The organism is Pseudomonas sp. B16120, from assembly GCF_044218845.1.
Classification (GTDB): domain Bacteria; phylum Pseudomonadota; class Gammaproteobacteria; order Pseudomonadales; family Pseudomonadaceae; genus Aquipseudomonas; species Aquipseudomonas paracarnis.
Map to the genome: position 1 here is coordinate 943,191 of NZ_CP162588.1, position 24,218 is coordinate 967,408.

The following is a 24,218-nucleotide window of genomic DNA, read 5'->3' on the forward strand; positions in this document are numbered from 1 at the left end:
TTATTGCCCCAGTTTGCGCGGTTGCCAGTCCTTGATCACCAGCGTGACATCAAGGTCGGTGCCATGCAGCTTGATACGTTCGGGAAGCCAATAGCCGCTTTGCTCCACGTAGCTCAAATATTCGACCTGCCAGCCATCCTGCTCCAGGGTGGCGAGGCGGCTGTCGCCATTGAGGCTCAGCCGGCTCTTGCTGTCAGGTGCCGGCAGGCCGCGGACCCACCAGACCAGATGAGAGACGGGCAGCTTCCAGCCAATCTGCTGCTCCAGCAGTTCTTCCGGAGAGGTTGCCTCGTAGCGGCCCTGATTGGCCACTTCCAGGCTTACTTGCCCTGGCCTGCCAGTCAGGCGGGCTGCGCCACGACCCAGGGGGCCCGAGAGGCGAATGTCGTAGTAGTCCTGGCGTTGCAGCCAGAACAGGGTGCCGCTGCCGGAGTCTTTCGGCGCACGCACCCCGACCTTGCCCTCGATCTGCCAGCCATCGATGCTGCTGAGCTGGTCCTTGTGTTGTTTCCATTGTGCCGGGTTGCCCTGGCCTTCAACGGATTCACGGCTGCCGATGCCCGCGCAACCGGCGAGCAGGGCGATGAAACTGAAAACGATAATGTGGCGCAAGAACATAAGCTTAAAGGGTCTCGGATCCGGTCAGGCGCTTGATGGTGCTGCGCAGGATAGGGCTGTCGGGTTGTTCCTTGAGGAACTTTTCCCAGATTTGTCGGGCTTCGCGCTGCTTGCCATTGGCCCAGAGCACTTCGCCCAGGTGTGCGGCAACTTCCTGGTCCGGGAAACGCTCCAGCGCCTGGCGCAGTAAGCGCTCGGCCTCGTCGAGGTTGCCCAGGCGGTAATTCACCCAGCCCAGGCTGTCGAGTACGGCCGGGTCTTCCGGGTTGAGCGCGTGGGCCTGTTCGATCAGCACCTTGGCTTCGGCGTAGCGCGTGGTGCGATCGGACAAGGTGTAGCCCAGGGCGTTAAGGGCCATGGCGTTGTCCGGGTCACGCTTGATAATCAGGCGCAGGTCTTTCTCCAACTGCGCCAGATCATTGCGTTTTTCCGCCTGCATGGCGCGGGTGTACAGCAGGTTCAAATCGTCTGGGTATTGCAGCAACGCCTGTTGCAATAACTTCCAGGCGCGTTCGCCCTGCTTGTTGGCCGATAAGGTCTCGGCCTGGATCAGGTACAGCTGGATGGCATAGTCCGGCTCGGCATCGCGGGCCGCGGCCAGGCGTTTTTCCGCTTCGTCGGTGCGGCCATTGCTCATCAGGATGTCGGCTTGGCGCAACTGCGCTGGCAGATAATCATTGCCGGGGCCGACTTGGGCGTATTCAAGCAGGGCCGCCTGCGGGTCGTTGCGCTCTTCAGCGATGCGGCCCAGGTTCAAGTGCGCCGAATCCACGTGGCTGTCACGTTCGATCAGCTCTTGCAGGTAGCCCTTGGCCTCGTCCCAGGCCTTGGCTTCCAGGCACACCAATGCCAGGGAATAACGCAGTTCGTCGTCGTCCGGGTATTGCTGGACCAGGTTGGCGAACTGCACTTTGGCGTCTTCCATCCGGTCCTGCTCAACCAGCATGCGTGCATAGGTCAGGAGCAGGCGCTTGTCGCCGGGGTATTTCTTGATGCTTTTTTCCAGCAGCGGAATCGCTTCCTTGCCGCGGTTAAGGCTTTGCAGCAGGCGTGCACGCAACAGGATCGGCGCGATTTCGCCTTCTTCCGGCGGGTTCTGTTCCAAGAGGTTGAGCGCGGCGTCGGCTTCATCGTCCTGTTGCAGCAGCAGGGCCTTGCCGAAAATCAACTGGCTGTTCTTCGGATGCTTTTGCAGCAGGCGATCGAAACTCTTCATCAGGCCGTTGCGCGTGTCCTGGTCGGTGTCGGCGGCCGATAGCGCAAGAAAGTCAAAATGTGTGTCGCCCTTGCCCTGCAGAACCTTCTCCATATAGACCATGGAGTCGTCATAGCGCCCGGCACGCGCCAGTTGCACCGCCGCGGCGCGTTGGGCTTCCAGATCATCCGGCGCGTTTTTGGCCCAGATCAGCGAGGTGTCCAGCGCTGCCTGGTCGGCGCCCAGGTATTCGGCGATGCGAAACGCTCGCTCGGAAATCCCCGGGTCCTGGGTGTTGATGGCCTGGGTCACGTAATTATCCAGTGCAATATCGAAGCGATTGCGCTGGCCGGCCAGTTCAGCGGTCAGCAGGCTGTAGATCGTTTCTTCACTGAACGAGGAATAAACCTTGGGTTTTTCAGGGGCGGGAGTGCTGTCTTCCACCGGCGACGTAGCGTCCGGCGACACGGGTGCCATGGCCTGGCAGCCGCTGAGGAAGACAAAAGCGAGGAGCAACGCGGAAGATCTATTCATATAGGAAGAGGACGACTAACCTGCGGTCGGATCATCATGACACAAGCCTTCGGCCAAACATAACCGGGGCACTCGGAATACGACTATTGCTGCCTTTTGCCTTTCCTTTGTAGAAGCGAGCTTGCTCGCTCCTACAAAAGTGCATTGATAGGCATAAGATATAGGGACAATAGACGACGGTGGTTGTTCTGGATCTTTCGAAGTAGGACAATTGTCGGCTTCCCGACATCATCAGCGATATTGAATGGCCTTCCTCGCACTCGGTATTAACCACAAGACTGCCTCCGTAGACGTGCGCGAGCGCGTGGCGTTTACGCCAGAGCAGTTGGTTGAGGCCCTGCAGCAGCTCTGCCGGCTTACCGACAGCCGCGAAGCTGCGATTCTTTCGACCTGCAATCGCAGCGAGCTCTATATAGAGCAGGAACATCTCTCGGCGGATGTGGTGCTGCGCTGGCTGGCCGATTATCACCATTTGAGCCTCGATGACCTGCGCGCCAGCGCTTATGTGCATGAAGAGGATGCGGCAGTTCGTCACATGATGCGCGTGGCGGCCGGTCTCGACTCGCTGGTGTTGGGTGAACCGCAGATTCTCGGCCAGATGAAGTCCGCCTACGCCGTGGCGCGTGAGGCCGGCACCGTCGGCCCATTGCTGGGCCGCCTGTTCCAGGCCACCTTCAATTCCGCCAAGCAAGTGCGTACCGATACGGCCATCGGCGAAAACCCGGTGTCCGTGGCATTTGCCGCTGTGAGCCTGGCCAAGCAGATTTTCAGCGACTTGCAGCGCAGCCAGGCCCTGCTGATCGGCGCTGGTGAAACCATCACCCTGGTGGCCCGTCACCTGCACGATCTTGGCGTGAAGCGCATCGTGGTCGCCAACCGCACCCTGGAGCGCGCCAGCATTCTGGCCGAGCAGTTCGGTGCGCATGCGGTGCTGCTGTCGGACATTCCCGCTGAACTGGTACGCAGTGATATCGTCATCAGTTCCACCGCCAGCCAATTGCCGATTCTGGGCAAGGGCGCGGTCGAGAGCGCCTTGAAGCTGCGCAAGCACAAGCCGATCTTCATGGTGGATATCGCCGTTCCCCGGGATATCGAGCCCGAAGTCGGCGAGTTGGACGACGTTTACCTCTATAGCGTTGATGATCTGCATGAAGTGGTCGCTGAAAACCTCAAGAGCCGGCAGGGTGCCGCCCAGGCCGCCGAGGAAATGGTCAGCACCGGTGCCGAAGATTTCATGGTGCGCCTGCGTGAACTGGCGGCAGTGGATGTGCTCAAGGCGTATCGTCAGCAGGGTGAACGCCTGCGTGATGAAGAGTTGCTCAAGGCCCAGCGCATGCTGGCCAATGGCAGTGGCGCCGAAGAGGTGCTGATGCAATTGGCCCGTGGCCTGACCAACAAACTGCTTCACGCGCCTAGCGTCCAGTTGAAAAAGCTTACCGCCGAAGGCCGCCTCGATGCGCTGGCCATGGCCCAGGAACTCTTTGCCCTCGGTGAGGGCGCGTCAGACAGCTCTTCGGATAAAAAACCGCAATGAAAGCGTCACTGCTCAATAAACTGGACGTGCTCCAGGACCGTTTCGAAGAACTGACCGCCTTGCTCGGCGATGGCGAGGTCATTTCCGATCAGACCAAATTCCGTGCCTATTCCAAGGAGTACGCCGAAGTTGAGCCCATTGTGGCCACCTATAAAAACCTGCTGAAAGTCCAGGCCGACCTCGAAGGTGCCCAGGCCCTGCTCAAGGACAGCGACCCGGACATGCGTGAAATGGCCGTGGAAGAAGTCCGCGAAGCCAAGGACAAACTCGCTGAGCTTGAGGGTGACTTGCAACGCATGTTGCTGCCCAAGGACCCTAACGACGGACGCAACGTGTTCCTCGAAATCCGCGCCGGCACCGGTGGCGACGAGGCGGCGATTTTCTCCGGCGACCTGTTCCGCATGTATTCGCGTTATGCCGAGCGTCGTGGCTGGCGGGTGGAGATCCTCTCCGAGAACGAGGGCGAGCACGGCGGCTATAAAGAAGTCATCGCCCGGGTTGAAGGCGACAACGTCTATGGCAAGCTGAAGTTCGAGTCCGGTGCGCACCGCGTACAGCGGGTGCCGGCCACCGAGTCCCAAGGCCGTATCCACACCTCGGCGTGCACCGTCGCGGTGTTGCCTGAGCCGGACGAACAGGAAGCCATCGAGATCAACCCGGCGGACTTGCGCGTCGACACCTACCGCTCATCCGGCGCGGGTGGCCAGCACGTTAACAAGACCGACTCGGCGATCCGTATCACTCACTTGCCGTCGGGCATTGTGGTGGAGTGCCAGGAAGAACGTTCCCAGCACAAGAACCGTGCACGGGCCATGTCCTGGTTGTCGGCCAAGTTGAACGACCAGCAGACCAGCGCCGCGGCCAACGCAATTGCCAGCGAACGCAAGCTGCTGGTGGGCTCCGGCGACCGCTCCGAGCGTATCCGCACCTACAACTTTGCCCAAGGCCGGGTTACCGACCATCGGGTCAACCTCACCCTGTACTCCCTCGACGAAATTCTCGCCGGTGGCGTGGATGCGGTGATCGAGCCGTTGCTCGCCGAATACCAGGCCGACCAACTGGCGGCGATAGGTGACTGAATGACCATCATTGCCAGCCTGCTGCGCGCCGCTGACCTGCCCGACTCGCCGACGGCGCGCCTGGACGTGGAGTTGCTGTTGGCCGCTGCCCTGGGCAAATCGCGCAGCTACCTGCATACCTGGCCGGAAAAGATCGTCAGCAGCGAAGACGCCCTGACCTTTGCCGGCTACCTGCAGCGCCGCCGCAGCGGCGAGCCGGTGGCCTATATCCTCGGCCAGCAAGGCTTCTGGAAACTCGACCTGGAAGTAGCACCGCACACTTTGATCCCCCGCCCGGAAACTGAGTTGCTGGTGGAAGCTGCCCTGGAATTGCTGCCCGCCACGCCCGCCCAGATCCTGGACCTGGGCACCGGCAGCGGTGCCATCGCCTTGGCCCTGGCCAGCGAACGGCCGGCCTGGCAGGTCACGGCGGTCGACCGCGTGCTGAAGGCCGTGGCCCTGGCCGAGCGCAATCGTCAACGTCTGCACCTCACTAACGCTACGGTGCTCAACAGCCATTGGTTCAGCGCCCTGCAAGGCCACCGCTTCGACCTGATCATCAGCAACCCGCCCTACATTGCCGACAATGACCCGCACCTGGCGGCCGGCGATGTGCGCTTCGAACCGGCCAGTGCGCTGGTGGCGGGGCACGATGGTCTGGACGACTTGCGCCTGATCACCCAAGAGTCTCCTGACCACCTGAACGACGGAGGCTGGCTGTTGCTCGAGCACGGTTACGACCAGGCCCAGGCCGTGCGCGATTTGTTGCTGAACCAGGGCTTTGACGGCGTACACAGCCGCATCGATCTCGGCGGTCACGAGCGCATCACCTTGGGGCGCCGCCCGTGCTGACCGATCAGGAGTTGTTGCGCTATAGCCGGCAGATTCTGTTGCAGCCTGTCGACATCGACGGCCAATTGCGCCTGAAGCAGAGTCGCGCGTTGATCGTCGGCCTGGGTGGCCTGGGCGCTCCGGTGGCGCTTTACCTGGCCGCTGCCGGGGTGGGCGAATTGCACCTGGCGGATTTCGATACAGTCGATTTGACCAACCTGCAACGCCAGATCATCCATGACACCGACAGCGTGGGGCAGACCAAGGTCGATTCGGCCATGGGGCGCCTGAGGGCGATCAACCCTCAAGTCACCCTGGTCGCCCATCGTGCTGCGCTGGATGCCGACTCGCTGGCCGCTGCGGTCAACGCAGTGGACCTGGTGCTCGATTGCAGCGACAACTTCTCTACCCGCGAGGCGGTCAATGCGGCCTGCGTCGCCGCCGGCAAACCCCTGGTCAGTGGCGCGGCCATTCGCCTTGAGGGGCAGTTGTCGGTATTCGACCCCCGTCGCGCCGACAGCCCCTGTTACCACTGTTTGTACGGGCACGGCAGCGACACTGAACTGACCTGCAGCGAAGCCGGCGTTGTCGGGCCGTTGGTGGGGGTGGTGGGCAGCCTGCAAGCGCTGGAAGCCTTGAAGCTGCTGGCCGGTTTTGGTGAGCCGTTGGTGGGGCGCCTGTTGTTGATCGATGCGCTGACCACGCGTTTTCGCGAGTTGCGCGTCAAGCGTGACCCAGGCTGCAGCGTCTGCGGGGCAAAGCATGGTTAAGGGCGCGCCTATTGGTGTGTTCGATTCCGGCATCGGCGGCCTCACGGTGCTGGAAGAAATCCAGCAGTTGTTGCCCCACGAGTCACTGTTGTACGTGGCGGACTGCGGGCACATTCCTTATGGCGAGAAAACGCCGGCGTTCATTCTTGAGCGTTCTCGCTCGGTCGCTGAGTTTTTCCGCGAGCGGGGCGCCAAGGCCTTTGTGATTGCCTGCAACACGGCCACGGTCGCCGCGGTGGCCGATTTGCGCCAGCACTACCCCGACTGGCCGCTGGTAGGCATGGAGCCTGCGGTCAAACCTGCTGCCGCAGCCACGCGCAGTGGCGTGGTGGGTGTGCTCGCCACCACCGGTACCCTGCAAAGCGCCAAGTTCGCCGCCTTGCTCGACCGCTTCGCCACCGATGTACGGGTGATTACCCAGCCGTGCCCGGGCCTGGTGGAGCTGATTGAAGCCGGCGACCTCAACAGCCCGGCCTTGCGCGCCCTGCTGCAAGGCTATGTCGAGCCGCTGCTCAGCGCCGGTTGCGACACCATCATCCTGGGTTGCACTCATTACCCCTTCCTCAAGCCACTCCTGGCGCAGATGCTGCCCCCCAGCATCATCCTCATTGATACCGGCGCCGCCGTGGCGCGCCAACTCAAGCGCTTGCTGGGTGATCGCGACCTGCTGGCCGCTGGCGAACCTGAACCTGCACAGTTTTGGACCAGCGGCGATCTGTGTCACCTAAGAAATATCCTACCGACACTTTGGAAACATCCTGGAGTTGTGCGAAGCTTTGGCTCGTGAAAATTTCGTGAAATAACACTGAAAAAAGCTGAACTTCTGGCTATGCGTCGGCTTCTATAGCCCGTTAGCCTGTACATAACCCAATTATTCCGTTTGCAAAGGACGTTTCACATGAAGCGCTTGTTCTGTTTGGCTGCGATTGCGGCCGCTATGTTGGGACACTCTGTTTCAGCCCAGGCCGCCGGCCTGGAGTTCGGCTTGGGGAGCACCAGCGATTCGACGCTGACCTACCGCCTGGGCCTGACCTCCGATTGGGACAAAAGCTGGATGCAGAGCAATGTCGGCCGACTGACCGGCTACTGGAGCGGCGCCTATACCTATTGGGAAGGGGACGACCGTGCAGGCGCCAGCAGCCTGTCGTTCTCGCCGGTATTTGTGTATGAGTTTGCCGGCGAGTCGGTCAAGCCCTACATCGAAGCCGGTATCGGCGTGGCGTTGTTCTCCCGCACTCGGCTGGAAGACAACAACATCGGCCAGTCCTTCCAGTTCGAAGACCGCCTGGGTTTCGGCCTGCGGTTCAACGGCGGGCATGAAGTGGGCATTCGTGCCACGCATTATTCCAATGCCGGCATCAGCAGCAACAACGATGGGGTAGAGAGCTACTCGCTGCACTACACCATGCCGCTCTAATCTCAAGAACACTTGGCCCCCTGTGGGAGCGGGCTTGCTCGCGAAAGCGGTGTATCAGCTAGCACATACTTAGACTGACCCACCGCATTCGCGAGCAAGCCCGCTCCCACACAAGCCCGTGATCGTCACGAAGTTCGGGGTCAGCGATAGGCCGTGGTAATACCTTCGCGCTCTTCAAGGCATTCCGGCGCCCCCATCTCGAACTCCCGGCAAATCAACGGCCGAAGCTCATAGATCGTGCACATCATCGTGTCGCGGTCCAGCGCTGCGCACCAGCCGTCGTCCAGGCGCAGCATCACCTCACCTCCCCAATCGTCGGTATCGATAAAGCGTTGCGGCACGCCGGTGTCGGTGATCAGCATGACTTCCAGCTGGCAGCAACAGGCCGCGCACGTCGAGCAGGTGACGGGTTCGGTGATTTGAATGTGAGGGATGTTGGTCATAGGCGCGCAGTGTAAGGCAAGTGCGCTAGACGCGTATGAATGCTCGGACGGGCGTCAGTATTCCAGCCTCTGTGCAACCCCGTGCAACAGCGGAAAGAGCATGGCCCATAACAGCGCCAGGCCGATCAGTGTTGGGGTGGTGCCGTACGCAAAACTCACGCCTGCCAATTGGCTGCCGGCGTAATAAGACAACGGCCCGCCCACCGCGCCTAGCAGGCTGGCCAGCCACCAGGGCCGTGCGCTCCAGGCCAGGCAATGGCGCAAGGTGGTGGCCAGCAAGGCCCATAACAGTATCAGCCACAGCGGAATCAGTGGTCCCGGCGTATTGAACTCAAACACGCCGAGCCCGCGCAGTGCTGTATCGACCAGCGTTCCCAGCACCGTCACGGCCAGAATCACTTGCCCCTCTCTTGCCCAAGCACTTATCCACAGCAAGTGTGCGCCCAGTACCGCGACGCCGATCAGCAACCAACGGCTATCGCCGCCGAGTACGCAGGCAAACCAGCCGCACTGAAACAGCACGGCATTGGCCAGGGATTTAAGCACTGAAACGCCCGAGCAGCGGCGGATTGATGGCCGCCGGTTTGGCCAGCAGCAACTGCGCGGTGCCGATGGTGCGCTCCATAAAGCCGCCTTCGCAGTAGCACAGGTAAAACTCCCACAGGCGCAGGAAGTATTCGTCATAACCGAGTTCCGCAAGACGGCCATGGGCGCGGCGAAAGTTTTCATGCCACAGGCGCAGGGTGCGAGCGTAGTGCAGGCCGAAGTCTTCCATGTGCAGCAGGTTCATGTCGGTGTCGCGGCTGACGATCTGCAGCATGTTTTGCACACAGGGCAGCGCGCCGCCGGGGAAGATGTAGCGCTGGATAAAGTCGACGCTGCGCTTGGCCTGTTCAAAGCGCTGTTCACGTATGGTGATGGCTTGCAGCAGCATCAGGCCGTCGGGCTTGAGCAACTGGGCACATTGTTTGAAATAGGTGGGCAGGAAACGATGGCCCACCGCTTCAATCATTTCGATCGACACCAGCTTGTCGTACTCACCGGTGAGGTCGCGGTAATCGCTCAGCAGCACGGTCACTTGATCTTGCAGGCCCAGCGCCTCGATACGCTGGGCGGTGTAGGCGAACTGCTCCTTGGACAAGGTCGTGGTGGTGACCCGGCAACCATAATGCTGCGCCGCATACAACGCCATGCTGCCCCAGCCGGTACCGATTTCCAGCAGATGGTCGCTGGGCTTGAGCGCCAGTTTCTGGCAAATCCGCGCCAGCTTGTTCAGCTGTGCCTGCTCCAGGGTGTCATCAGGCGTCAGGAACTGCGCCGCCGAGTACATCATGGTGGGGTCGAGAAATTCTTCGAACAGGTCGTTGCCCAGGTCGTAATGGGCGGCGATGTTTTTTTGCGAGCCTTTGCGTGTGTTGCGGTTGAGCCAGTGCAGGCCCTGAGTGAACGGCCGGGCCAGGCGTGCCAGCCCGCCTTCCATGGCGTCGAGCACCTCCAGGTTGCTGACCATCACCCGCACCACGGCGGTGAGGTCGGGGCTGGTCCAGTAACCATGGATAAACGCTTCGCCGGCGCCGATCGAGCCATTGGCCGCCACCAGCCCCCATACCGCCGCGTCGAGAATCTGGATCTCGCCCAGCAGGTGCGCTTCCCGTGCGCCGAAGACTTGCCGCTCGCCATCCTCGATGATCACCAACTGGCCGTGGCGCAATTGGCTGAGCTGGCGCAACACGCCTTTGCGCAACAGCGCAGCGGTCATGCCGTTGACGTTCAGGCGGTTAGCCTTGACCGATAAGCTAGGGGATTTCATGGTGGCGATCCTTGGTATACCCGACTGCGGTGCGAGAGGCGCCATCGGCGGCCTGGTGGGAAAAAATCGGTGTGCGTTTGAGCAGCAGGCGCAAGGCTTGCCAGTAGATCGCAAGGCCGGTCTTGGCGGTCATCCAGGGGAAGCGCCACAGATAGCGATGCAGGCTGGCGCGGCTCAGTGCCTGTTTTTCCAGGCTCAAGGTGGCGTCGAAGACTTTTTGCGTGCCCTGCCAATCGGCCATATGCACGCCGAGCCTGGCGGCGGGCGGGCTGAAACTCATGCGGTATTCCAGCTCGCGAGGCAAAAACGGCGACACATGGAAGGCCTTGGCCACGGCGAAATGCTGGTGCTCATCGGCGCCCAGTGCCTGGGCGGGCAGCACGTAGTGATAGCGCTCGCGCCATGGGGTGTTGGTCACTTCACACAGGATCGCGCCCAGTTGCCCGTCAGCCTCGAAGCAGTAGAAGAAACTCACCGGGTTAAAAGCCAGGCCCCAACTGCGGGCCTGGGTCAGCAGGCAGATAGCGCCCTGGGGCGTATGCCCCAGGGCCTTGCCGACTTCGTCGCGCACAGCATCGCTCAAGCTCATGCCGTGGCGCGTGAATTCACGCAGGTAATCCTGCTGGCGGAAACCGAAAGGCGCCAGGCGACTCGTGCCAGCCAGCGGCGAGAGCCCCAGTACTTCGTCCTCTTCGCTGAGGTCCAGGTACAGCAGGCCGATGCGGTAGCGAAAGGCGTGGGCCTTGGGCGTAAACCGCCGATGGGCGATCCAGCCGCTGTACAGGGCGCTGTTCACAGGGTTTCCCCAAACGCCTGGGCCATGCGCAGAGCGCTGACCACGCCGTCTTCGTGAAAGCCGTTGGCCCAGTAGGCCCCGCAGTAGAAGGTATTGCGCACGCCGTTCAATTCTTCCCAGCGTGCCTGTGCGGCGACTGCGGCCAGGCTGTATTGCGGATGGGCGTAGGTGTAGCGCGCCAGGATCTTTAGCGGGTTGATCATCGGCGTCTGGTTGAGGCTGACGCAAAAGGTAGTGGCGCTGTCGATGCCTTGCAGGATGTTCATGTCATAGGTGACGGCGGCCTGTTGTTGCACGTTGCCCGTCAGCCGATAGTTCCAGCTGGCCCAGGCCAGTTTGCGGTCGGGCAGCAGGCGTGTGTCGGTGTGCAGCACCACGTCGTTGTCGGCGTAGGGCAGGGCACCGAGGATCTGCTGTTCGGCCTGGCTGGGGTCATCGAGCAAGGCCAGGGCCTGATCGCTGTGGCAGGCGAACACCACGCGGTCGAAGGTTTCGCTGCCGGCCGGGCTGTGGATAACCACACCCTCGTCGCTGCGTTGCACCTTATGCACAGGGCAGTTGAGCCGTATCTGTTCGCGAAAGCTGCGGGTCAGCGGCTCGATATAACAGCTGGAGCCGCCTTCGATCACGCACCATTGCGGGCGGTTGCTCACCGAAAGCAAGCCGTGATTCTTGAAGAAGCGCACAAAAAACTGCAGCGGAAACTTGAGCATATCGGCCAAGGACATCGACCAGATGGCCGCGCCCATCGGCACGATGTAATGCCGGATAAACCTGGGGCCATAGCCGCCAGCGGTGAGGTAATCGCCCAGGGTCATGTCGGCGCTGATGCGCTGCTCTTGCAAGTCCAGGGGCGCCTGGCGATTGAAGCGCAGGATATCGCGCAACATGCCCCAGAACCCCGGCGACAGGATGTTGCGGCGCTGGGCAAACAGGCTGTTGAGGTTGTTGCCGTTGTACTCAAAGCCAGTGCTTTGGTCACACACCGAAAAGCTCATCTCGGTGGGTTTGAACCTGACCCCGATCTGCTCCAGCAGACGGATGAAGTTGGGGTAGGTCCAGTCGTTGAACACAATGAAGCCCGTGTCCACCGCATAGCTTTTGCCGTCGACCGTCACCTTGGCCGTGTGGGTATGCCCGCCAATGCAGTCACTGGCCTCGAACAGCGTAATGTCGTGGCGACGGCTGAGCAGGTAGGCGCTGGTCAGCCCGGCGATGCCGCTGCCGATAATGGCGATCTTCACAGGTCGTCCTTCTTCGGTGGCGGGCTGCGCAGCATGCGTTTGCCGATGATCAGTTGCGCGCGGTTGGGCAGCTTCGACAGCGGCCACAAGGTGGCAATGAACAGGGCCGGAAAGGCGATTTCCAGCGGGCGTTTTTCCAGCTTGGCGAAGATGTGTTTCGCGGCTTTGTCGGCCGGCCAGCTCAGGGGCATCGGGAAATCATTGCGCTCGGTCAGCGGCGTGTCGACGAAGCCTGGGCTGATCACCGTGACATCGATGTTTTCTGGCGACAGGCCGATACGCAGGGATTCGAACAAGTAACGCAGGCCGGCCTTGGACGCGCCGTAGGCTTCGGCGCGAGGCATGGGCAGGTAGGTCACGGCACTGGCCACGCCCACCAGATGCGGGGTACGCCCGGCGCGCAACAGCGGCAGCGCGGCCTCGATGCAATAACTGCTCGCCAGCAGGTTGGTACGCACCACGTGCTCGATGATCGAGGCGTCAAATTGCCGGGCGTCGACGTATTCACAAGTGCCGGCGTTGAGGATCACCGTGTCCAGCGAACCCCAGACCTCGCTGATACGCTCACCGATCTCGCGCACGGTCTGGCTGTTGGTCAGGTCGCCGGCCACCACCAGCACCTGGCCTGGATATCGAACGGCGAGGGCATCCAGCGGGCCTTGGGTGCGGGAACTGAGGGCCACGTGGGCGCCGCTGTCGAGCAACTCCACGGCCAGCGCCGCACCGATACCACTGCTGGCGCCGGTCAGCCAATAACGACGGGGCGGTGTAAGGCTCATCCCATTCTCCTTTTCAGCCAACGAATAACGCGACCCAGTAGGGGGACATGTTCATAGAGCAGGGCGCCGGCATCGAAGTAGTCGCGATGGCGGTAAACCTTGTCGTGCCACATCAAATGGGAACAGCCTGGCACCTCGATCACCTGGCCGCCGGCCAGGCGTGGGTGACGAAAACGCATAGTCCAGCGCAGGTAGCCCTCGCCTTCGGCCACGGTATCGAAGCCGTGGAAGTCAAAATTCAGCTCGCTGACGTTGCTGTACAAGTCGGCAAAGTAACGCTGCAACGCTGGCAGGCCCTGAACTTCATGCAGGGGGTCGGCGAAGGCGACGTCCTCGCTGTACAGGCGGCCGAGCAGGTGCAGGTTGTGCTTGTCCAGCGTGGCGAAGGTGGGGGCGAACTGGCGCAGGAAGTCACTCATGTTCGGCCATCTCCTGACGCGAAGGCAGCCGGCGAAATGCGGCCAAGGCGCGCTCGCGAGACTGTTTCAAATCGACGATGGCACGCGGGTAATCCGCCACGCCGAACAGGCCGCCAGCCGCTTCGGGGTTGTGCACTTGTTTTTTATTCAGCGCGGCCAGTTCCGGGAGCCAGCGTTTGATGAATACGCCGTCGCCGTCGAATTTTTCCGATTGGCTCAGCGGGCTGAATATCCGGAAATACGGCGCCGAGTCGGTGCCGGTGGACGAACTCCACTGCCAGCCGCCGTTGTTGGCCGCCAGATCACCGTCGATCAGGTGGCGCATGAAGAAGCGCTCGCCTTCGCGCCAGTCGATCAGCAGGTTTTTGGTCAGGAACATCGCCACCACCATGCGCAGGCGATTGTGCATCCAGCCGGTTTCCAGCAATTGGCGCATGGCCGCGTCGATGATCGGCAAGCCGGTGCGCGCCTGTTGCCAGGCGGCCAGGTCTTCGGGCGCCTTGCGCCAGGCCAGCGCTTCGGTTTCCGGGCGAAACGCGCGGTGGCGGGAAACCCGTGGGTAGCCGACCAGGATGTGCTTGTAGAACTCGCGCCACAGCAGCTCGTTGATCCAGGTGATGGCGCCGATGTCGCCGCTTTCGAACTCGCCCTGGTTGGTTTGCAGCGCGGCGTGCAAGCACTGGCGCGGCGAAACCACACCGGCGGCCAGGTAGGCAGAAAGCTGACTGGTGCCGGGCTTGGCCGGGAAGTCGCGTTCGTCCTTGTAATAGCTGATCTGCTGATCGGCGAAGGCATCAAGGCGACGGCGCGCTTCGTCTTCGCCAGCGGGCCAGAGGGCACGCAAGGTTTCGCTGGGTGTCGGGAACCCTTCGACTGCCGTTGGCACAGGGTCGCTCTTCACGCCAGGCTCGGCCTGGGCCTTTGGCGTCGGCACCCTGCGGGGCAGGGCGCTGTGCAGGCGGCTGTAGCAGACCTTGCGGAACTGGCTGAACACCTGGAAGTAGGTGCCGGTCTTGGTCAGCACACTACCCGGCTGGAAAAACAGTTGGTCCAGGTAGCTGTGGAAGGTCACGCCGTCAGCTTCCAGGGCCTGGGCCACGGCGCTGTCGCGGCGGCTCTCGTGAATGCCGTATTCCTCGTTGACGTGTACCGACTCCACCGACAGCTCGCGGCACAGTTGGCTCAGTACCGTCGGCGCCTGGTCCCAGGTCGCGGCGTGGCGGATTAACAGGGGGATGTTGAGGTTGTCCAGTGCCTGGCTCAGGTGCTGCAAGTTGCGCAGCCAGAAATCGACTTTGCACGGCGCGTCATCATGCGCCTGCCATTGCTCGGGTGTGATCAGGTAAACAGCCGCGACGGGGCCGCGCTGGCTCGCGGCCGCCAGGGCAGTGTTGTCGTGCAGGCGCAAGTCGGTGCGCAACCAGATCAGATGCATTCAGACAATTCCACGCTGGATCAATAATTGATGGGCCGACAACAGGTCCTCGGCCACGGACAACTCAGGGATGTCCTGGGTTAATACGCCCAACTCGGCGTGGTGGATGCACACCGTTGGTCCGGCAATCACGGTTGGGCAACGGATGCCGCCCAGCAGTTTGCTGAGGGCCGGCACCTGCAACGCCTTGCTCGAATACAGCAGCACCGCACGCGGTTGCAGGTGTTCCACCGCCAGGGCGAGTTCGCCCATCGGCAGCGGCCAATCGAACACTTCCACCGGGCAATCGGCACTGCTGGCCAGCCAGGCGCTGAGCCACAGGTGGGGTTCCAGGGGCAGGTCGGAATGATTGACCAGCAACAGCGGCGCGCCGTGGAGTTGACGATTGTTGTGATAGATCCGTGCGCCGAACTTGCTGCGCAACCAGGACAAGAAGAACACCCGCTCCATCTGCGCGCCGAACTGGCCCTGCCAGCGTTGTTCCAGCTCGTTGAGCAGCGGCAGCATCAGTTGCTCGCACAAGGTACGTGGTGGGTACAGCGCCATGGCCTGGTTGAAGGCGTCATCGACCCGGCGCTCGGCCAGTTCACTGATGGCACTCACCAAATGCTGGCGCAGGCTCTGCCACTCGTTTTCCATCGGCTCCGGGCTACCTTGGGCGGAGTCGATCAGCCCTTTGACCTGGCTGACCGGCACGCCGCGATTGAGCCAGGTGAGGATGGCCTGGATGCGTTGCACGTGTTCGGCGCTGAACAACCGATGCCCTTTGGGCGTGCGCTGGGGCACGATGAGGCCGTAGCGGCGCTCCCACGCGCGCAGCGTCACCGCATTCACGCCGGTCTGGCGCGCCACCTCGCGGATCGGCAGCCAACCGTTTTCCAGGGCCAGGGCGATGTCTTCGCCGGGTTCGTCGAGCAGGGCAGGTTTCATGGGTTAGATCGCATTACGCAGGCTGAGGTTTTCCGGGTGCGGTTGCAGGTAGGCCTGCTGCGCGATGTAGCGGTCCGGATGTTGGCGAAAGTGGTGCTTGAGCAGGGTCAGCGGCACCACCAGTGGCACGATGCCGTGGCGGTATTGGCCGATGACGGTCTGCATTTCCTGTTTGTCATCGGCGCTGATGGCCTGCTTGAGGTAGCCACTGATGTGTTGCAGCACATTGGTATGGGTACCGCGAGTCGCGCATTTTTTCAGGCCCGCCATCAGTTCGCTGAAATAGCCGTCGGCCAAAGCTTGCAGGTCAATGCCCTTGCCCATGCTGCCGAGCAAGTGGCCCAGGCTTTTGTAATGCGCCGGGCTGTGGGCCATCAGCAGGTACTTGTAGCGCGAGTGAAACGTCAGCAAGCGGTGACGGGTAAGGCCGTCGGCCAATAGTTGCTGCCAACTGGCGTACACGAATACGCGGGTGAGGAAGTTTTCCCGCAGCACCGGGTCGTTCAGGCGACCGTCTTCCTCCACCGGCAGGTTGGGGTGGCGGGCACAAAACGCCTGGGCGTAAATACCGCGCCCGCCACCGTCGACGGGCGTGCCGTTGTCGCGGTACACCTTGACCCGCTCCAGCCCACAAGACGGTGACTTTTGCATGAAAATGTAGCCGCACAGGTCGGTATGTTCCCGGGCCATTTGCTGGCCGTAATCGTCCAGTGGCTGAGTGACATTGAGCGCAGGGTTTACGCTGCCCACAGCCTGCGGTTGGTTGGGATCGCCGACCAGGCGGATCGCTTGCCGAGGAATGCCCAGGCCGATGGCAACTTCAGGGCACAACGGGACAAAATCGAAGTAGTCACTCAGGGTCTGGCTGCATAGCAGGGACTGTTTATGACCGCCATTGAAGCGCACGTTCTCACCCAGAAGGCAGGCGCTGATGGCGATCTTCGGTTTCACATGGCTGGACATAAGCAAACCTCTGCAAGAATCCTGTACAAGCTAAAAATCTTGTACAACTAAATCTCATCATAGGCTCGATGTTGTACAAGTCAAATAATTTGTACAGGTTTGTGCCGCCGCTTTATTTCCAGCCGATTTTCCAGTCTTCAGCGTTTTTCAGGGTCTGCCAGGGCAGGCGTTCGGCGCGCCGAGTCAGGATGGCCTGCAGTTCGATGTCCAGCACCGTGCCCTCGTCGTCACGGAACAACTCGGTGACCAGGAAGTGTTTTTCCTTGTGGCGAGGATGAGCTGCCGTCCATTTTGACAGCAGCAGTTTGGCGGGGTTGATGCGGTTCATTGCAGGTGCTCGATCAAGCGTCGCGCCGCTTCCTGGCCACTCAACCAGGCACCTTCCACCCGACCGGACAGGCACCAGTCGCCGCAAACGAACAAGCCCAGGTCGGCGTCGGCCAGCACACCGAACTCATGGCTGCTGGAGGGGCGTGCGTAGAGCCAGCGATGCGCCAGGCTGAACGACGGCGCGGGCATGGCGCTGTGCAGCAATTCGGCAAAGGCGCCGTGCAGGTGTTCGATCACCGCTTCCTTGGGCAGGTCCAGGTGGGCCTTGCTCCAGGCGCTGGTGGCGTGCAGCACCCAGGTGTCGAGGGTGGTGTCGCGCCCAGGCTTGCTGCGGTTGCGTGCCAGCCAGTCGAGGGGGCTGTCTTGCACGAAGCAGCCCTCCATCGGCGTATCCAGGGGCTTGTCGAACGCCAGGGCGATGGCCCAGGTCGGGTCCATTTTCACCCCGGTGGCGGCGCTCGCCAGCTTGGGCGCGGCGGCCAGCAGGGCGGTGGCTTGGGGCGCCGGCGTGGCAATGATCACGTGACTGAAAGGGCCGTGATTGCCGCCGTCCGCGTCGAGCAGGTTCCAGTGCTGCGTGCCCTGGAAGACTTCGGTGATGCGGCAACCGAACTCCACCGGCAAGTCGTCGAGCAGGGCGCGGGTGATGGCGCTCATGCGCGGTGTGCCCACCCAGCGGATCTGCTCATCGGGGGAGGGCGTCAACTGCCCGGACTTGAAGTTATACAGCTGGGGCTTCCACTGCTCGGCCCAGCCGTTGCTTTGCCAGCGCTGCACTTCGTTGACGAAGCGCCGGTCGCGGGCGGTGAAATATTGCGCGCCCATGTCCAGCGCGCCGGCGTCGCTGCGCTTACTGGACATGCGGCCACCGCTGCCGCGGCTTTTATCGAAGAGTTGTACTGCGTGCCCGGCGTCTTGTAACGCTCGGGCGGCGGAGAGACCGGCGATGCCGGTACCAATGATCGCGATGGGAACAGTCATGGGAGGCCTCGTTTTACCGTTGGGTACAGACTACGCCGACACCAATAGCTGTACAATATTGTTTTTTGGTATAAGTTTTGGCGTGCCTGATTGTGTGGCGTGACCTATGGTTAAGCTAAGGCTTGAACCCCCGTCACGCTCAATTATCAAATTGATCCCTGCTTATAAAATAGACCAGTGAGCGGCGGCGAACGTTACATGAGGAGAGTCCCATGCATATTTTGCTGACCGGCGGTACCGGCTTGATCGGTCGCCAACTCTGCAAGCACTGGCTCGCGCAAGGCCATCGCCTGACGGTGTGGAGCCGGCAACCGGAAACGGTCGCCCAGGTGTGTGGTGCGCAGGTGCTCGGGGTGGCTCGTCTACAAGAGGTGATTGGCGCGGTGGACGCGGTGGTCAACCTGGCAGGCGCGCCTATCGCCGACCGGCCTTGGACCCACAAGCGCAAGGCATTGCTGTGGAACAGTCGCATTCACCTCACCGAAACCTTGCTGGCCTGGATGGAAAGCCTGGAGCAAAAACCGGCGGTGCTGATCTCCGGTTCTGCGGTGGGTTGGTACGGCGACGGCGGCGAGCGCGAACTGACCGAAGCCAGCGGCCCGGTGCTGGATGACTTCCCCAGCCAGTTGTGTATCGCCTGGGAGGAAACCGCCCAGCGTGCCGAAGCCTTGGGCATTCGCGTGGTGCTGGTGCGTACGGGGTTGGTGCTGTCTGCCGAGGGCGGCTTTTTGTCGCGCCTGCTGCTGCCGTTCAAACTGGCGCTGGGCGGGCCGATTGGCAGTGGACGGCAGTGGATGCCCTGGGTGCATATCAAGGATCAAATCGCCCTGATTGATTTTCTTCTGCACAAGCAAGACGCCAACGGTCCTTATAATGCCTGCGCGCCACACCCGGTGCGCAACCGCGAATTTGCCAAGACCTTGGGCCAGGTGCTGCACCGCCCGGCGTTCATGCCGATGCCGGCATTTGCGTTGAAGGTTGGCCTGGGTGAGTTGTCCGGCTTGTTGCTGGGCGGGCAAAAGGCTTTGCCTGAACGGCTGCAGGCCGCAGGTTTCACTTTCCAGTTCACTGAGTTGCGTGCGGCTCTGGACGACTTGTCCAGCCGCCTCTAAAGATAGGATGTTGCATGACCGATCACGCGTTGTTACTGGTCAACCTGGGTTCGCCAAAGTCCACTTCAGTGGCCGATGTGCGCAGCTACCTCAATCAGTTCCTGATGGACCCTTATGTGATCGACTTGCCGTGGCCGGTGCGGCGCTTGCTGGTGTCGCTGATCCTGATCAAGCGCCCCGAGCAATCGGCCCATGCCTATGCGTCGATCTGGTGGGACGAAGGTTCGCCGCTGGTGGTGCTGAGCCGCCGCCTGCAACAGCAGATGACCGCGCAGTGGACCCAGGGCCCGGTGGAACTGGCGATGCGTTACGGCGAACCGTCCCTGGAAACGGTCCTGACGCGCCTGGCCGCCCAGGGTATTCAAAAAATCACACTGGCGCCGTTGTACCCTCAATTTGCCGACAGCACCGTCACCACGGTGATAGAGGAAGCCAAGCGAGTGGTGCGCGACAAGCAACTGAATGTGCAGTTTTCGATCCTGCAACCGTTCTACGATCAGCCTGAGTACCTCGATGCGCTGGCGGCGAGTGTGCGCGCTTATGTGGAGCAGGATTACGATCACTTGCTGCTCAGTTTCCATGGTTTGCCTGAGCGTCACCTGACCAAGCTCGACCCTACCGGCCAGCACTGCTTCAAGGACGCCGACTGCTGCAAGAACGCATCCCCTGAAGTGCTTGCCACCTGTTACCGCGCGCAGTGCTTCAGCGTGGCGCGGGATGTGGCCGAGCGGCTGGGTTTGCCGGAGGGCAAATGGTCGGTGGCGTTCCAGTCCCGCCTGGGCCGGGCCAAGTGGATCGAACCCTACACCGAGGCGCGCCTTGAGGCATTGGCCCAGCAAGGGGTGAAGAAGCTGCTGGTGATGTGCCCGGCGTTCGTCGCCGACTGTATTGAGACGTTGGAGGAAATTGGCGATCGCGGTCGCGAGCAATTTTGTGAAGCGGGGGGCGAGGAGTTGGTGTTGGTGCCTTGCCTGAATGACGAGCCGCAGTGGGCGGCGGCGCTTAATACCCTGTGCGAACGGGCGCCGGTTGCCTTGTAATCGAGCCCTGCGGTGATCCAATTGTGGGAGCTGGCTTGCCTGCGATGGCGGCCTAACCGCGACGCTTCCCTACTTGACCCCCCGCGGACCAACTGTGGGAGCGGGCTTGCTCGCGAAGGCGGCATGGCAGTCAACACAGTTGGATTGTGTACATATCCATTCCTGCGGTAACGGCTGCTTAGGGTTCCGCTTTTACAGCGGGTCACTTTGGAAAAGAGCCGGAATGCCGGCCCAGCCCAAAGTAACCAAAGGGCTCTTGCCCCACCACTCGGCACCTCGCCTAGGCTCGGTGTGCCCGAACACAGGCTTGAATCCGTGGGCCGCCGCCACGCGCCATCCATGGCGCGGGGCGGCTAACCCGGCGTCCTGCCGGGTTACCCACGAATTCAAGCCTGCGTTCGGCCAGCGTGGTTTAACGGGGCGCCTGAGATCAAGATCACAAGCAGATCAAGATCAAGAGCGGCTCGCTTCGCATCGTGATTACCTATGGTCATCGCAGGCAAGCCACACATTTTGACTGTATCTACAGATTAAGGGTCAGGCTAACCGTGAAGTTGCGCGGCTCGCCGGGGTTGACCCAATAGTTGCTGTAGGACCGCTCGTAGTACTTTTCATTGAACAGGTTGTTGAGGTTCAGCCCCACCGTCACGTTCTGCGTGGCCTTGTAATGGGCCAGCAAATCCACGGTGTGGTAGGCGGGCAGTTCGAAGCCTGTGCCGGCTTCGCCTGAGCGGTCACCTACATAGGTGAACGCTGCGCCCAGGTCTGAGCCACGCAATGCGCCGTCCTGGAATTCATACACACCCAACACACTGCCGCTGCGCTTGGCCACGCCGAGAATGCGGCTGCCCGTGGGGATGATTTTGTCGCCCTTGGTCACTTCAGCGTCGATGTAGGCCAAGGCGCCGATCACGCGGACTGCGTCGGTCACTTGCCCGGTTACTTGCAGGTCGAAGCCCTGGCTGCGGGCCTTGCCCATGGCGCGGTTGAGGTTGGTCGCCGGGTCCAGGGTCAGCACGTTTTCCTTTTCGATATGAAAGGCCGCCAGAGTGGCGCTGAGGCGGTCGTCAAACAGCTCGCTCTTGATGCCCACCTCATAACCCACGCCTTCTTCGGGCTTGAAGGACTTGCCACCGGCATCCAGACCGCCATTGGGCTTGAACGAGGTGGAGGCGTTGGCAAACACGCCGACTTCTGGCGTGAGCTGGTAGAGCAGGCCGGCGCGTTGAGTGAAGGCGTCGTGGGTTTGGCGGCTCTTGGCGTGGTTGAGGGTGAAGTCGTCGGTGCTTTGTTCGAAGTGTTCGAAGCGCGCACCGATCATGCCGCGCAGGCGGTCGGTGAAGATGATCTGGTCTTGCAGGTTCAGTGCGTGGCTTTTGGTTTGTTCGAAGAAGTCAGTGCCGGAGCGTATGCCGTTGGGTTTGGGCTGGCCGTACACCGGTTTGTAGATGTCGATGGGATAGTCGCCAGCGATCGTCGTCACACGCTCTTTCTTGCGGTAATCCTCGTATTCGGTGCCGATCAACAGTTCATGTTGCCAACTGCCGATATCGAACACCCCGCGCAGTTCCAGCTGGGTGATGCTGTCATGCCAACCGGTGGAGCGTTCACGGTAGCGGCGATTGACGCTGTGGCCGTCTGCGTTCAACGCCCGGCTTTCCGAAGCATCGCCCCACAGGCTGCCTTGCTTGTAATGGCTGGCCAGGCGCAGTTTCCAGGCGTCGTTGAGGTGGTGTTCCAACGCCGCCTGAATGCGGTTGTTGTGGTTGCGGATATTGCCGTCGTTGGGCTCGCCGAGGAAGGTGGAATGGGACATGCCGGTGTTGGCGACGATGCCCCGGTCGAAGGTGGAGCTGTGGCGCACGAATTCGCTTTCCACCAGCAGCGTGGTGTCCGGGTCCAGTTGCCAACTGAAGGAGGGCGCGACGAACACGCGCTTGGCGTCGACGTGATCGCGAAAGCTGTGGTTGTCTTCAACCGCCAGGTTCACTCGCGTCAGCACGCGCCCCTCGCTGTCCAGCGGCGTATTCACATCCAGCGCGGTGCGGTAACGGTCCCAACTGCCGGCGCTGGTCTGCAGCGTGGTGAAGGCCTCGGGCTGGGGTTTCTTGGTGACGATATTCACCGTGCCGCCGGGATCGCCACGCCCATAGAGGCTGGCGGCGGGGCCCTTGAGCACTTCGATGCGCTCGATATTCGCTGCGTCCGGGGTGCTGGGGTAACCACGGTTGGCGCTGAAACCATCCTGGTAGAACTCGGACGTGGTGAAGCCGCGCACGCTGTATTCGTAGAGGGTCAGGCCGCCGAAGTTGTTTTGCTTGGACACACCGCCGGCGAATTCCAGGGCGCGTTCAACGCTGGTACTGCCCAGGTCTTTGAGTACCGTGGCCGGAATCACGCTGATCGACTGCGGGATGTCGCGCAAGGCCGTGTCGGTCTTGGTCGCACTGGCAGAGCGGGTGGCACGGTAGCCGTCGACCGGACCGGTGGCGGATTCATAGGCGTCGGAAGTGACGCTGATGGTGTCCAGCTCCAGGGTGTTTTCTTCGGCGTAGGCAGGGTCGAGCAGCAAACCCAGGGCCAGGCCGGCCAGGGGCACAAACTTTCGAGACGACATGATAGAGCGTTCCAATAGCGATATTGAAACAATATAACATGCCTAATGAGAATGAATCGCTAAGAAATATAGCCTTACAAGCGCCCGCGAACGGGCGCGTGGGTCGCGACGGTTATTGCTCTTCTTTCACTGGCGCGGTCGCCGGTGGTGGGCGCAGGCCGATTTCCGCCGACAGTTTGATCTCCTTGCCGTTGCGCATCACCAGGATCGCCACCTTGTCGGTCGGCTTGATCCGCGCCACCTGGTTCATGGACTTGCGGCCATCACCCGCCGGCGCGCCGTCGATGCTGAGGATCACATCGCCCAGTTGCAGGCCGGCTTTCTGCGCCGGGCCGTCGCGGAAGATCCCCGCTACCACGATGCCTGGACGCCCGGTCAGGCCAAATGACTCGGCCAGTTCCTTGGTCAAAGGCTGTACTTCAATGCCCAGCCAGCCGCGAATCACCTGGCCGTGCTCAATGATCGACTTCATCACTTCCATCGCCAGCTTTACCGGGATGGCGAAACCAATGCCCTGTGAACCGCCAGACTTGGAAAAAATCGCGGTGTTGATGCCAGTCAGGTTGCCATTGGCGTCCACCAGCGCACCGCCCGAGTTGCCGGGGTTGATCGCCGCGTCGGTCTGGATGAAATCTTCGTAGCTGTTAAGGCCCAACTGGTTACGCCCGGTGGCGCTGATGATGCCCATGGTCACCGTTTGCCCCACTCCGAACGGGTTGCCGATGGCCAGCGCCACATCGCCCACGCGCAAACCGTCGGAGCGGCCGAGGGTGATGGCCGGCAGGTTCTTCAGATCAATCTTGAGTACCGCCAGATCCGTTTCCGGGTCGCTGCCCACCACACGGGCCAGGGTTTCGCGGCCGTCACGCAGGGCCACCACGATCTGGTCGGCGCCCGTGGTCACGTGGTTGTTGGTGAGGATGTAGCCTTCGGGGCTCATGATTACGCCGGAGCCGAGGCTGGATTCCATGCGGCGCTGCTTGGGGCCGTTGTCACCGAAGTAGCGGCGAAATTGCGGGTCTTCAAACAACGGATGCGCAGGTTTGTTGATGACCTTGGTGGTGTACAGGTTGACCACCGCCGGAGCGGCGATGACCACGGCATCGGCATAGGTCACCGGCCCTTGCACCACTGTGTTGGTCTGCGGCGCCTGTTGCAGGTTCACATCCAGTGTGGGCAGGCCCACCCACTGGGGATAACGCTGGATAATCAGCATCGCGATCAGCACGCCAGCCAACAATGGCCATCCAAAAAAACGCAGTGCCTTGAGCATCAAGTAAGTCCTGACAGGTTGCAGGGGGCGGGAGAGCGCCCATAATGTCGCGCATTATACGAGGCTGTGACGCCTGCGAACGGGATATT

24 protein-coding genes are annotated in these 24,218 nt (G+C 61.6%); 8 read left to right on the forward strand and 16 right to left on the reverse strand.

Annotated elements, in window-relative coordinates; translation table 11 throughout:
• Both lolB and AB4P90_RS04605 read right to left on the reverse strand, forming a co-directional pair.
• Positions 1 to 618, reverse strand: coding sequence for a lipoprotein insertase outer membrane protein LolB (lolB, locus tag AB4P90_RS04600; protein ID WP_003188354.1), 618 nt, complete (start codon positions 616 to 618; stop codon positions 1 to 3).
• A gap of 4 nt (positions 619 to 622) precedes the next feature.
• Entirely contained in the window at positions 623 to 2,347 is a 1,725-nt protein-coding gene (locus AB4P90_RS04605) for a tetratricopeptide repeat protein (RefSeq protein WP_014716833.1), read from the reverse strand.
• Between the two features lie 244 nt (positions 2,348 to 2,591).
• Between AB4P90_RS04605 and hemA the strand changes: the two genes are divergently transcribed.
• The 6 genes from hemA (at position 2,592) to AB4P90_RS04635 (ending at position 7,957) form a co-directional block, all read left to right on the forward strand.
• Positions 2,592 to 3,881 carry a glutamyl-tRNA reductase gene (gene hemA / locus AB4P90_RS04610; protein ID WP_003188356.1) on the forward strand — a complete coding sequence of 430 codons (1,290 nt, stop codon included), beginning with the start codon at positions 2,592 to 2,594 and terminating at the stop codon, positions 3,879 to 3,881.
• On the forward strand, positions 3,878 to 4,960 hold the full coding sequence (gene prfA / locus AB4P90_RS04615; RefSeq protein WP_014716834.1) for a peptide chain release factor 1: 1,083 nt from the start codon (positions 3,878 to 3,880) through the stop codon (positions 4,958 to 4,960). The genes hemA and prfA overlap by 4 nt, the downstream gene beginning before the upstream one ends.
• Positions 4,961 to 5,791, forward strand: a complete 831-nt coding sequence (gene prmC, locus AB4P90_RS04620) for a peptide chain release factor N(5)-glutamine methyltransferase (RefSeq protein ID WP_395605696.1) — start codon at positions 4,961 to 4,963, stop codon at positions 5,789 to 5,791. It begins immediately after the preceding gene.
• The gene (locus AB4P90_RS04625) at positions 5,785 to 6,540 is read left to right on the forward strand and encodes a molybdopterin-synthase adenylyltransferase MoeB (protein WP_020301462.1); all 756 of its coding nucleotides are present in this window, start codon (positions 5,785 to 5,787) and stop codon (positions 6,538 to 6,540) included. The genes prmC and AB4P90_RS04625 overlap by 7 nt, the downstream gene beginning before the upstream one ends.
• Entirely contained in the window at positions 6,533 to 7,327 is a 795-nt protein-coding gene (gene murI / locus AB4P90_RS04630) for a glutamate racemase (RefSeq protein WP_395605697.1), read from the forward strand. Before AB4P90_RS04625 ends, murI begins: the two co-directional genes overlap by 8 nt.
• 111 nt (positions 7,328 to 7,438) lie before the next feature.
• Positions 7,439 to 7,957 (forward strand): acyloxyacyl hydrolase, encoded by a 519-nt coding sequence (locus AB4P90_RS04635; protein WP_014716838.1) that lies wholly within the window; start codon positions 7,439 to 7,441, stop codon positions 7,955 to 7,957.
• Positions 7,958 to 8,097: 140 nt separating this feature from the next.
• On the opposite strand, the gene AB4P90_RS04640 is transcribed toward AB4P90_RS04635, so the two are convergent.
• From AB4P90_RS04640 to AB4P90_RS04695, 12 genes are all read right to left on the reverse strand, one after another.
• Positions 8,098 to 8,400: a YkgJ family cysteine cluster protein gene (locus AB4P90_RS04640; RefSeq protein ID WP_003188364.1), complete on the reverse strand. Its 303-nt coding sequence runs from the start codon at positions 8,398 to 8,400 to the stop codon at positions 8,098 to 8,100.
• A gap of 54 nt (positions 8,401 to 8,454) precedes the next feature.
• Positions 8,455 to 8,946, reverse strand: coding sequence for a DUF2878 domain-containing protein (locus AB4P90_RS04645; RefSeq protein ID WP_038448807.1), 492 nt, complete (start codon positions 8,944 to 8,946; stop codon positions 8,455 to 8,457).
• On the reverse strand, positions 8,939 to 10,210 hold the full coding sequence (locus tag AB4P90_RS04650; protein ID WP_020302482.1) for a cyclopropane-fatty-acyl-phospholipid synthase family protein: 1,272 nt from the start codon (positions 10,208 to 10,210) through the stop codon (positions 8,939 to 8,941). The genes AB4P90_RS04645 and AB4P90_RS04650 overlap by 8 nt, the downstream gene beginning before the upstream one ends.
• Positions 10,197 to 11,006, reverse strand: coding sequence for a DUF1365 domain-containing protein (locus AB4P90_RS04655; RefSeq protein ID WP_395605698.1), 810 nt, complete (start codon positions 11,004 to 11,006; stop codon positions 10,197 to 10,199). Before AB4P90_RS04655 ends, AB4P90_RS04650 begins: the two co-directional genes overlap by 14 nt.
• Positions 11,003 to 12,250, reverse strand: coding sequence for an NAD(P)/FAD-dependent oxidoreductase (locus AB4P90_RS04660; RefSeq protein ID WP_395605699.1), 1,248 nt, complete (start codon positions 12,248 to 12,250; stop codon positions 11,003 to 11,005). The genes AB4P90_RS04655 and AB4P90_RS04660 overlap by 4 nt, the downstream gene beginning before the upstream one ends.
• Positions 12,247 to 13,029, reverse strand: coding sequence for an SDR family oxidoreductase (locus AB4P90_RS04665; RefSeq protein WP_032903982.1), 783 nt, complete (start codon positions 13,027 to 13,029; stop codon positions 12,247 to 12,249). Before AB4P90_RS04665 ends, AB4P90_RS04660 begins: the two co-directional genes overlap by 4 nt.
• A complete protein-coding gene (locus tag AB4P90_RS04670) occupies positions 13,026 to 13,448 on the reverse strand; it encodes a nuclear transport factor 2 family protein (protein WP_014716844.1) in 423 nt (140 codons plus the stop codon). The genes AB4P90_RS04665 and AB4P90_RS04670 overlap by 4 nt, the downstream gene beginning before the upstream one ends.
• Positions 13,441 to 14,883 (reverse strand): deoxyribodipyrimidine photo-lyase, encoded by a 1,443-nt coding sequence (phrB, locus tag AB4P90_RS04675; protein ID WP_014716845.1) that lies wholly within the window; start codon positions 14,881 to 14,883, stop codon positions 13,441 to 13,443. The genes AB4P90_RS04670 and phrB overlap by 8 nt, the downstream gene beginning before the upstream one ends.
• Positions 14,884 to 15,813 carry a MerR family transcriptional regulator gene (locus tag AB4P90_RS04680; protein ID WP_014716846.1) on the reverse strand — a complete coding sequence of 310 codons (930 nt, stop codon included), beginning with the start codon at positions 15,811 to 15,813 and terminating at the stop codon, positions 14,884 to 14,886.
• A 3-nt stretch (positions 15,814 to 15,816) separates the two neighbouring features.
• Positions 15,817 to 16,776 (reverse strand): DUF523 and DUF1722 domain-containing protein, encoded by a 960-nt coding sequence (locus tag AB4P90_RS04685; RefSeq protein WP_014716847.1) that lies wholly within the window; start codon positions 16,774 to 16,776, stop codon positions 15,817 to 15,819.
• 112 nt (positions 16,777 to 16,888) lie between these two features.
• Positions 16,889 to 17,104, reverse strand: a complete 216-nt coding sequence (locus AB4P90_RS04690) for a TIGR02450 family Trp-rich protein (protein WP_014716848.1) — start codon at positions 17,102 to 17,104, stop codon at positions 16,889 to 16,891.
• The gene (locus tag AB4P90_RS04695; protein ID WP_395605700.1) at positions 17,101 to 18,087 is read right to left on the reverse strand and encodes an NAD(P)/FAD-dependent oxidoreductase; all 987 of its coding nucleotides are present in this window, start codon (positions 18,085 to 18,087) and stop codon (positions 17,101 to 17,103) included. Before AB4P90_RS04695 ends, AB4P90_RS04690 begins: the two co-directional genes overlap by 4 nt.
• 212 nt (positions 18,088 to 18,299) lie before the next feature.
• Here AB4P90_RS04695 and AB4P90_RS04700 point away from each other — a divergent pair, with 212 nt between their 5' ends.
• Together AB4P90_RS04700 and hemH are read left to right on the forward strand one after the other, a co-directional pair.
• The gene (locus AB4P90_RS04700; RefSeq protein ID WP_038448815.1) at positions 18,300 to 19,199 is read left to right on the forward strand and encodes a TIGR01777 family oxidoreductase; all 900 of its coding nucleotides are present in this window, start codon (positions 18,300 to 18,302) and stop codon (positions 19,197 to 19,199) included.
• A 14-nt stretch (positions 19,200 to 19,213) separates the two neighbouring features.
• Entirely contained in the window at positions 19,214 to 20,239 is a 1,026-nt protein-coding gene (hemH, locus tag AB4P90_RS04705) for a ferrochelatase (RefSeq protein ID WP_395605701.1), read from the forward strand.
• A 523-nt stretch (positions 20,240 to 20,762) separates the two neighbouring features.
• Here the strand turns inward: hemH and AB4P90_RS04710 are convergent.
• Together AB4P90_RS04710 and algW are read right to left on the reverse strand one after the other, a co-directional pair.
• On the reverse strand, positions 20,763 to 22,856 hold the full coding sequence (locus AB4P90_RS04710; protein WP_069868941.1) for a TonB-dependent siderophore receptor: 2,094 nt from the start codon (positions 22,854 to 22,856) through the stop codon (positions 20,763 to 20,765).
• Positions 22,857 to 22,968: 112 nt separating this feature from the next.
• Positions 22,969 to 24,129, reverse strand: coding sequence for a Do family serine endopeptidase AlgW (gene algW, locus AB4P90_RS04715; protein WP_003188388.1), 1,161 nt, complete (start codon positions 24,127 to 24,129; stop codon positions 22,969 to 22,971).
• Positions 24,130 to 24,218 lie beyond the last annotated feature (89 nt).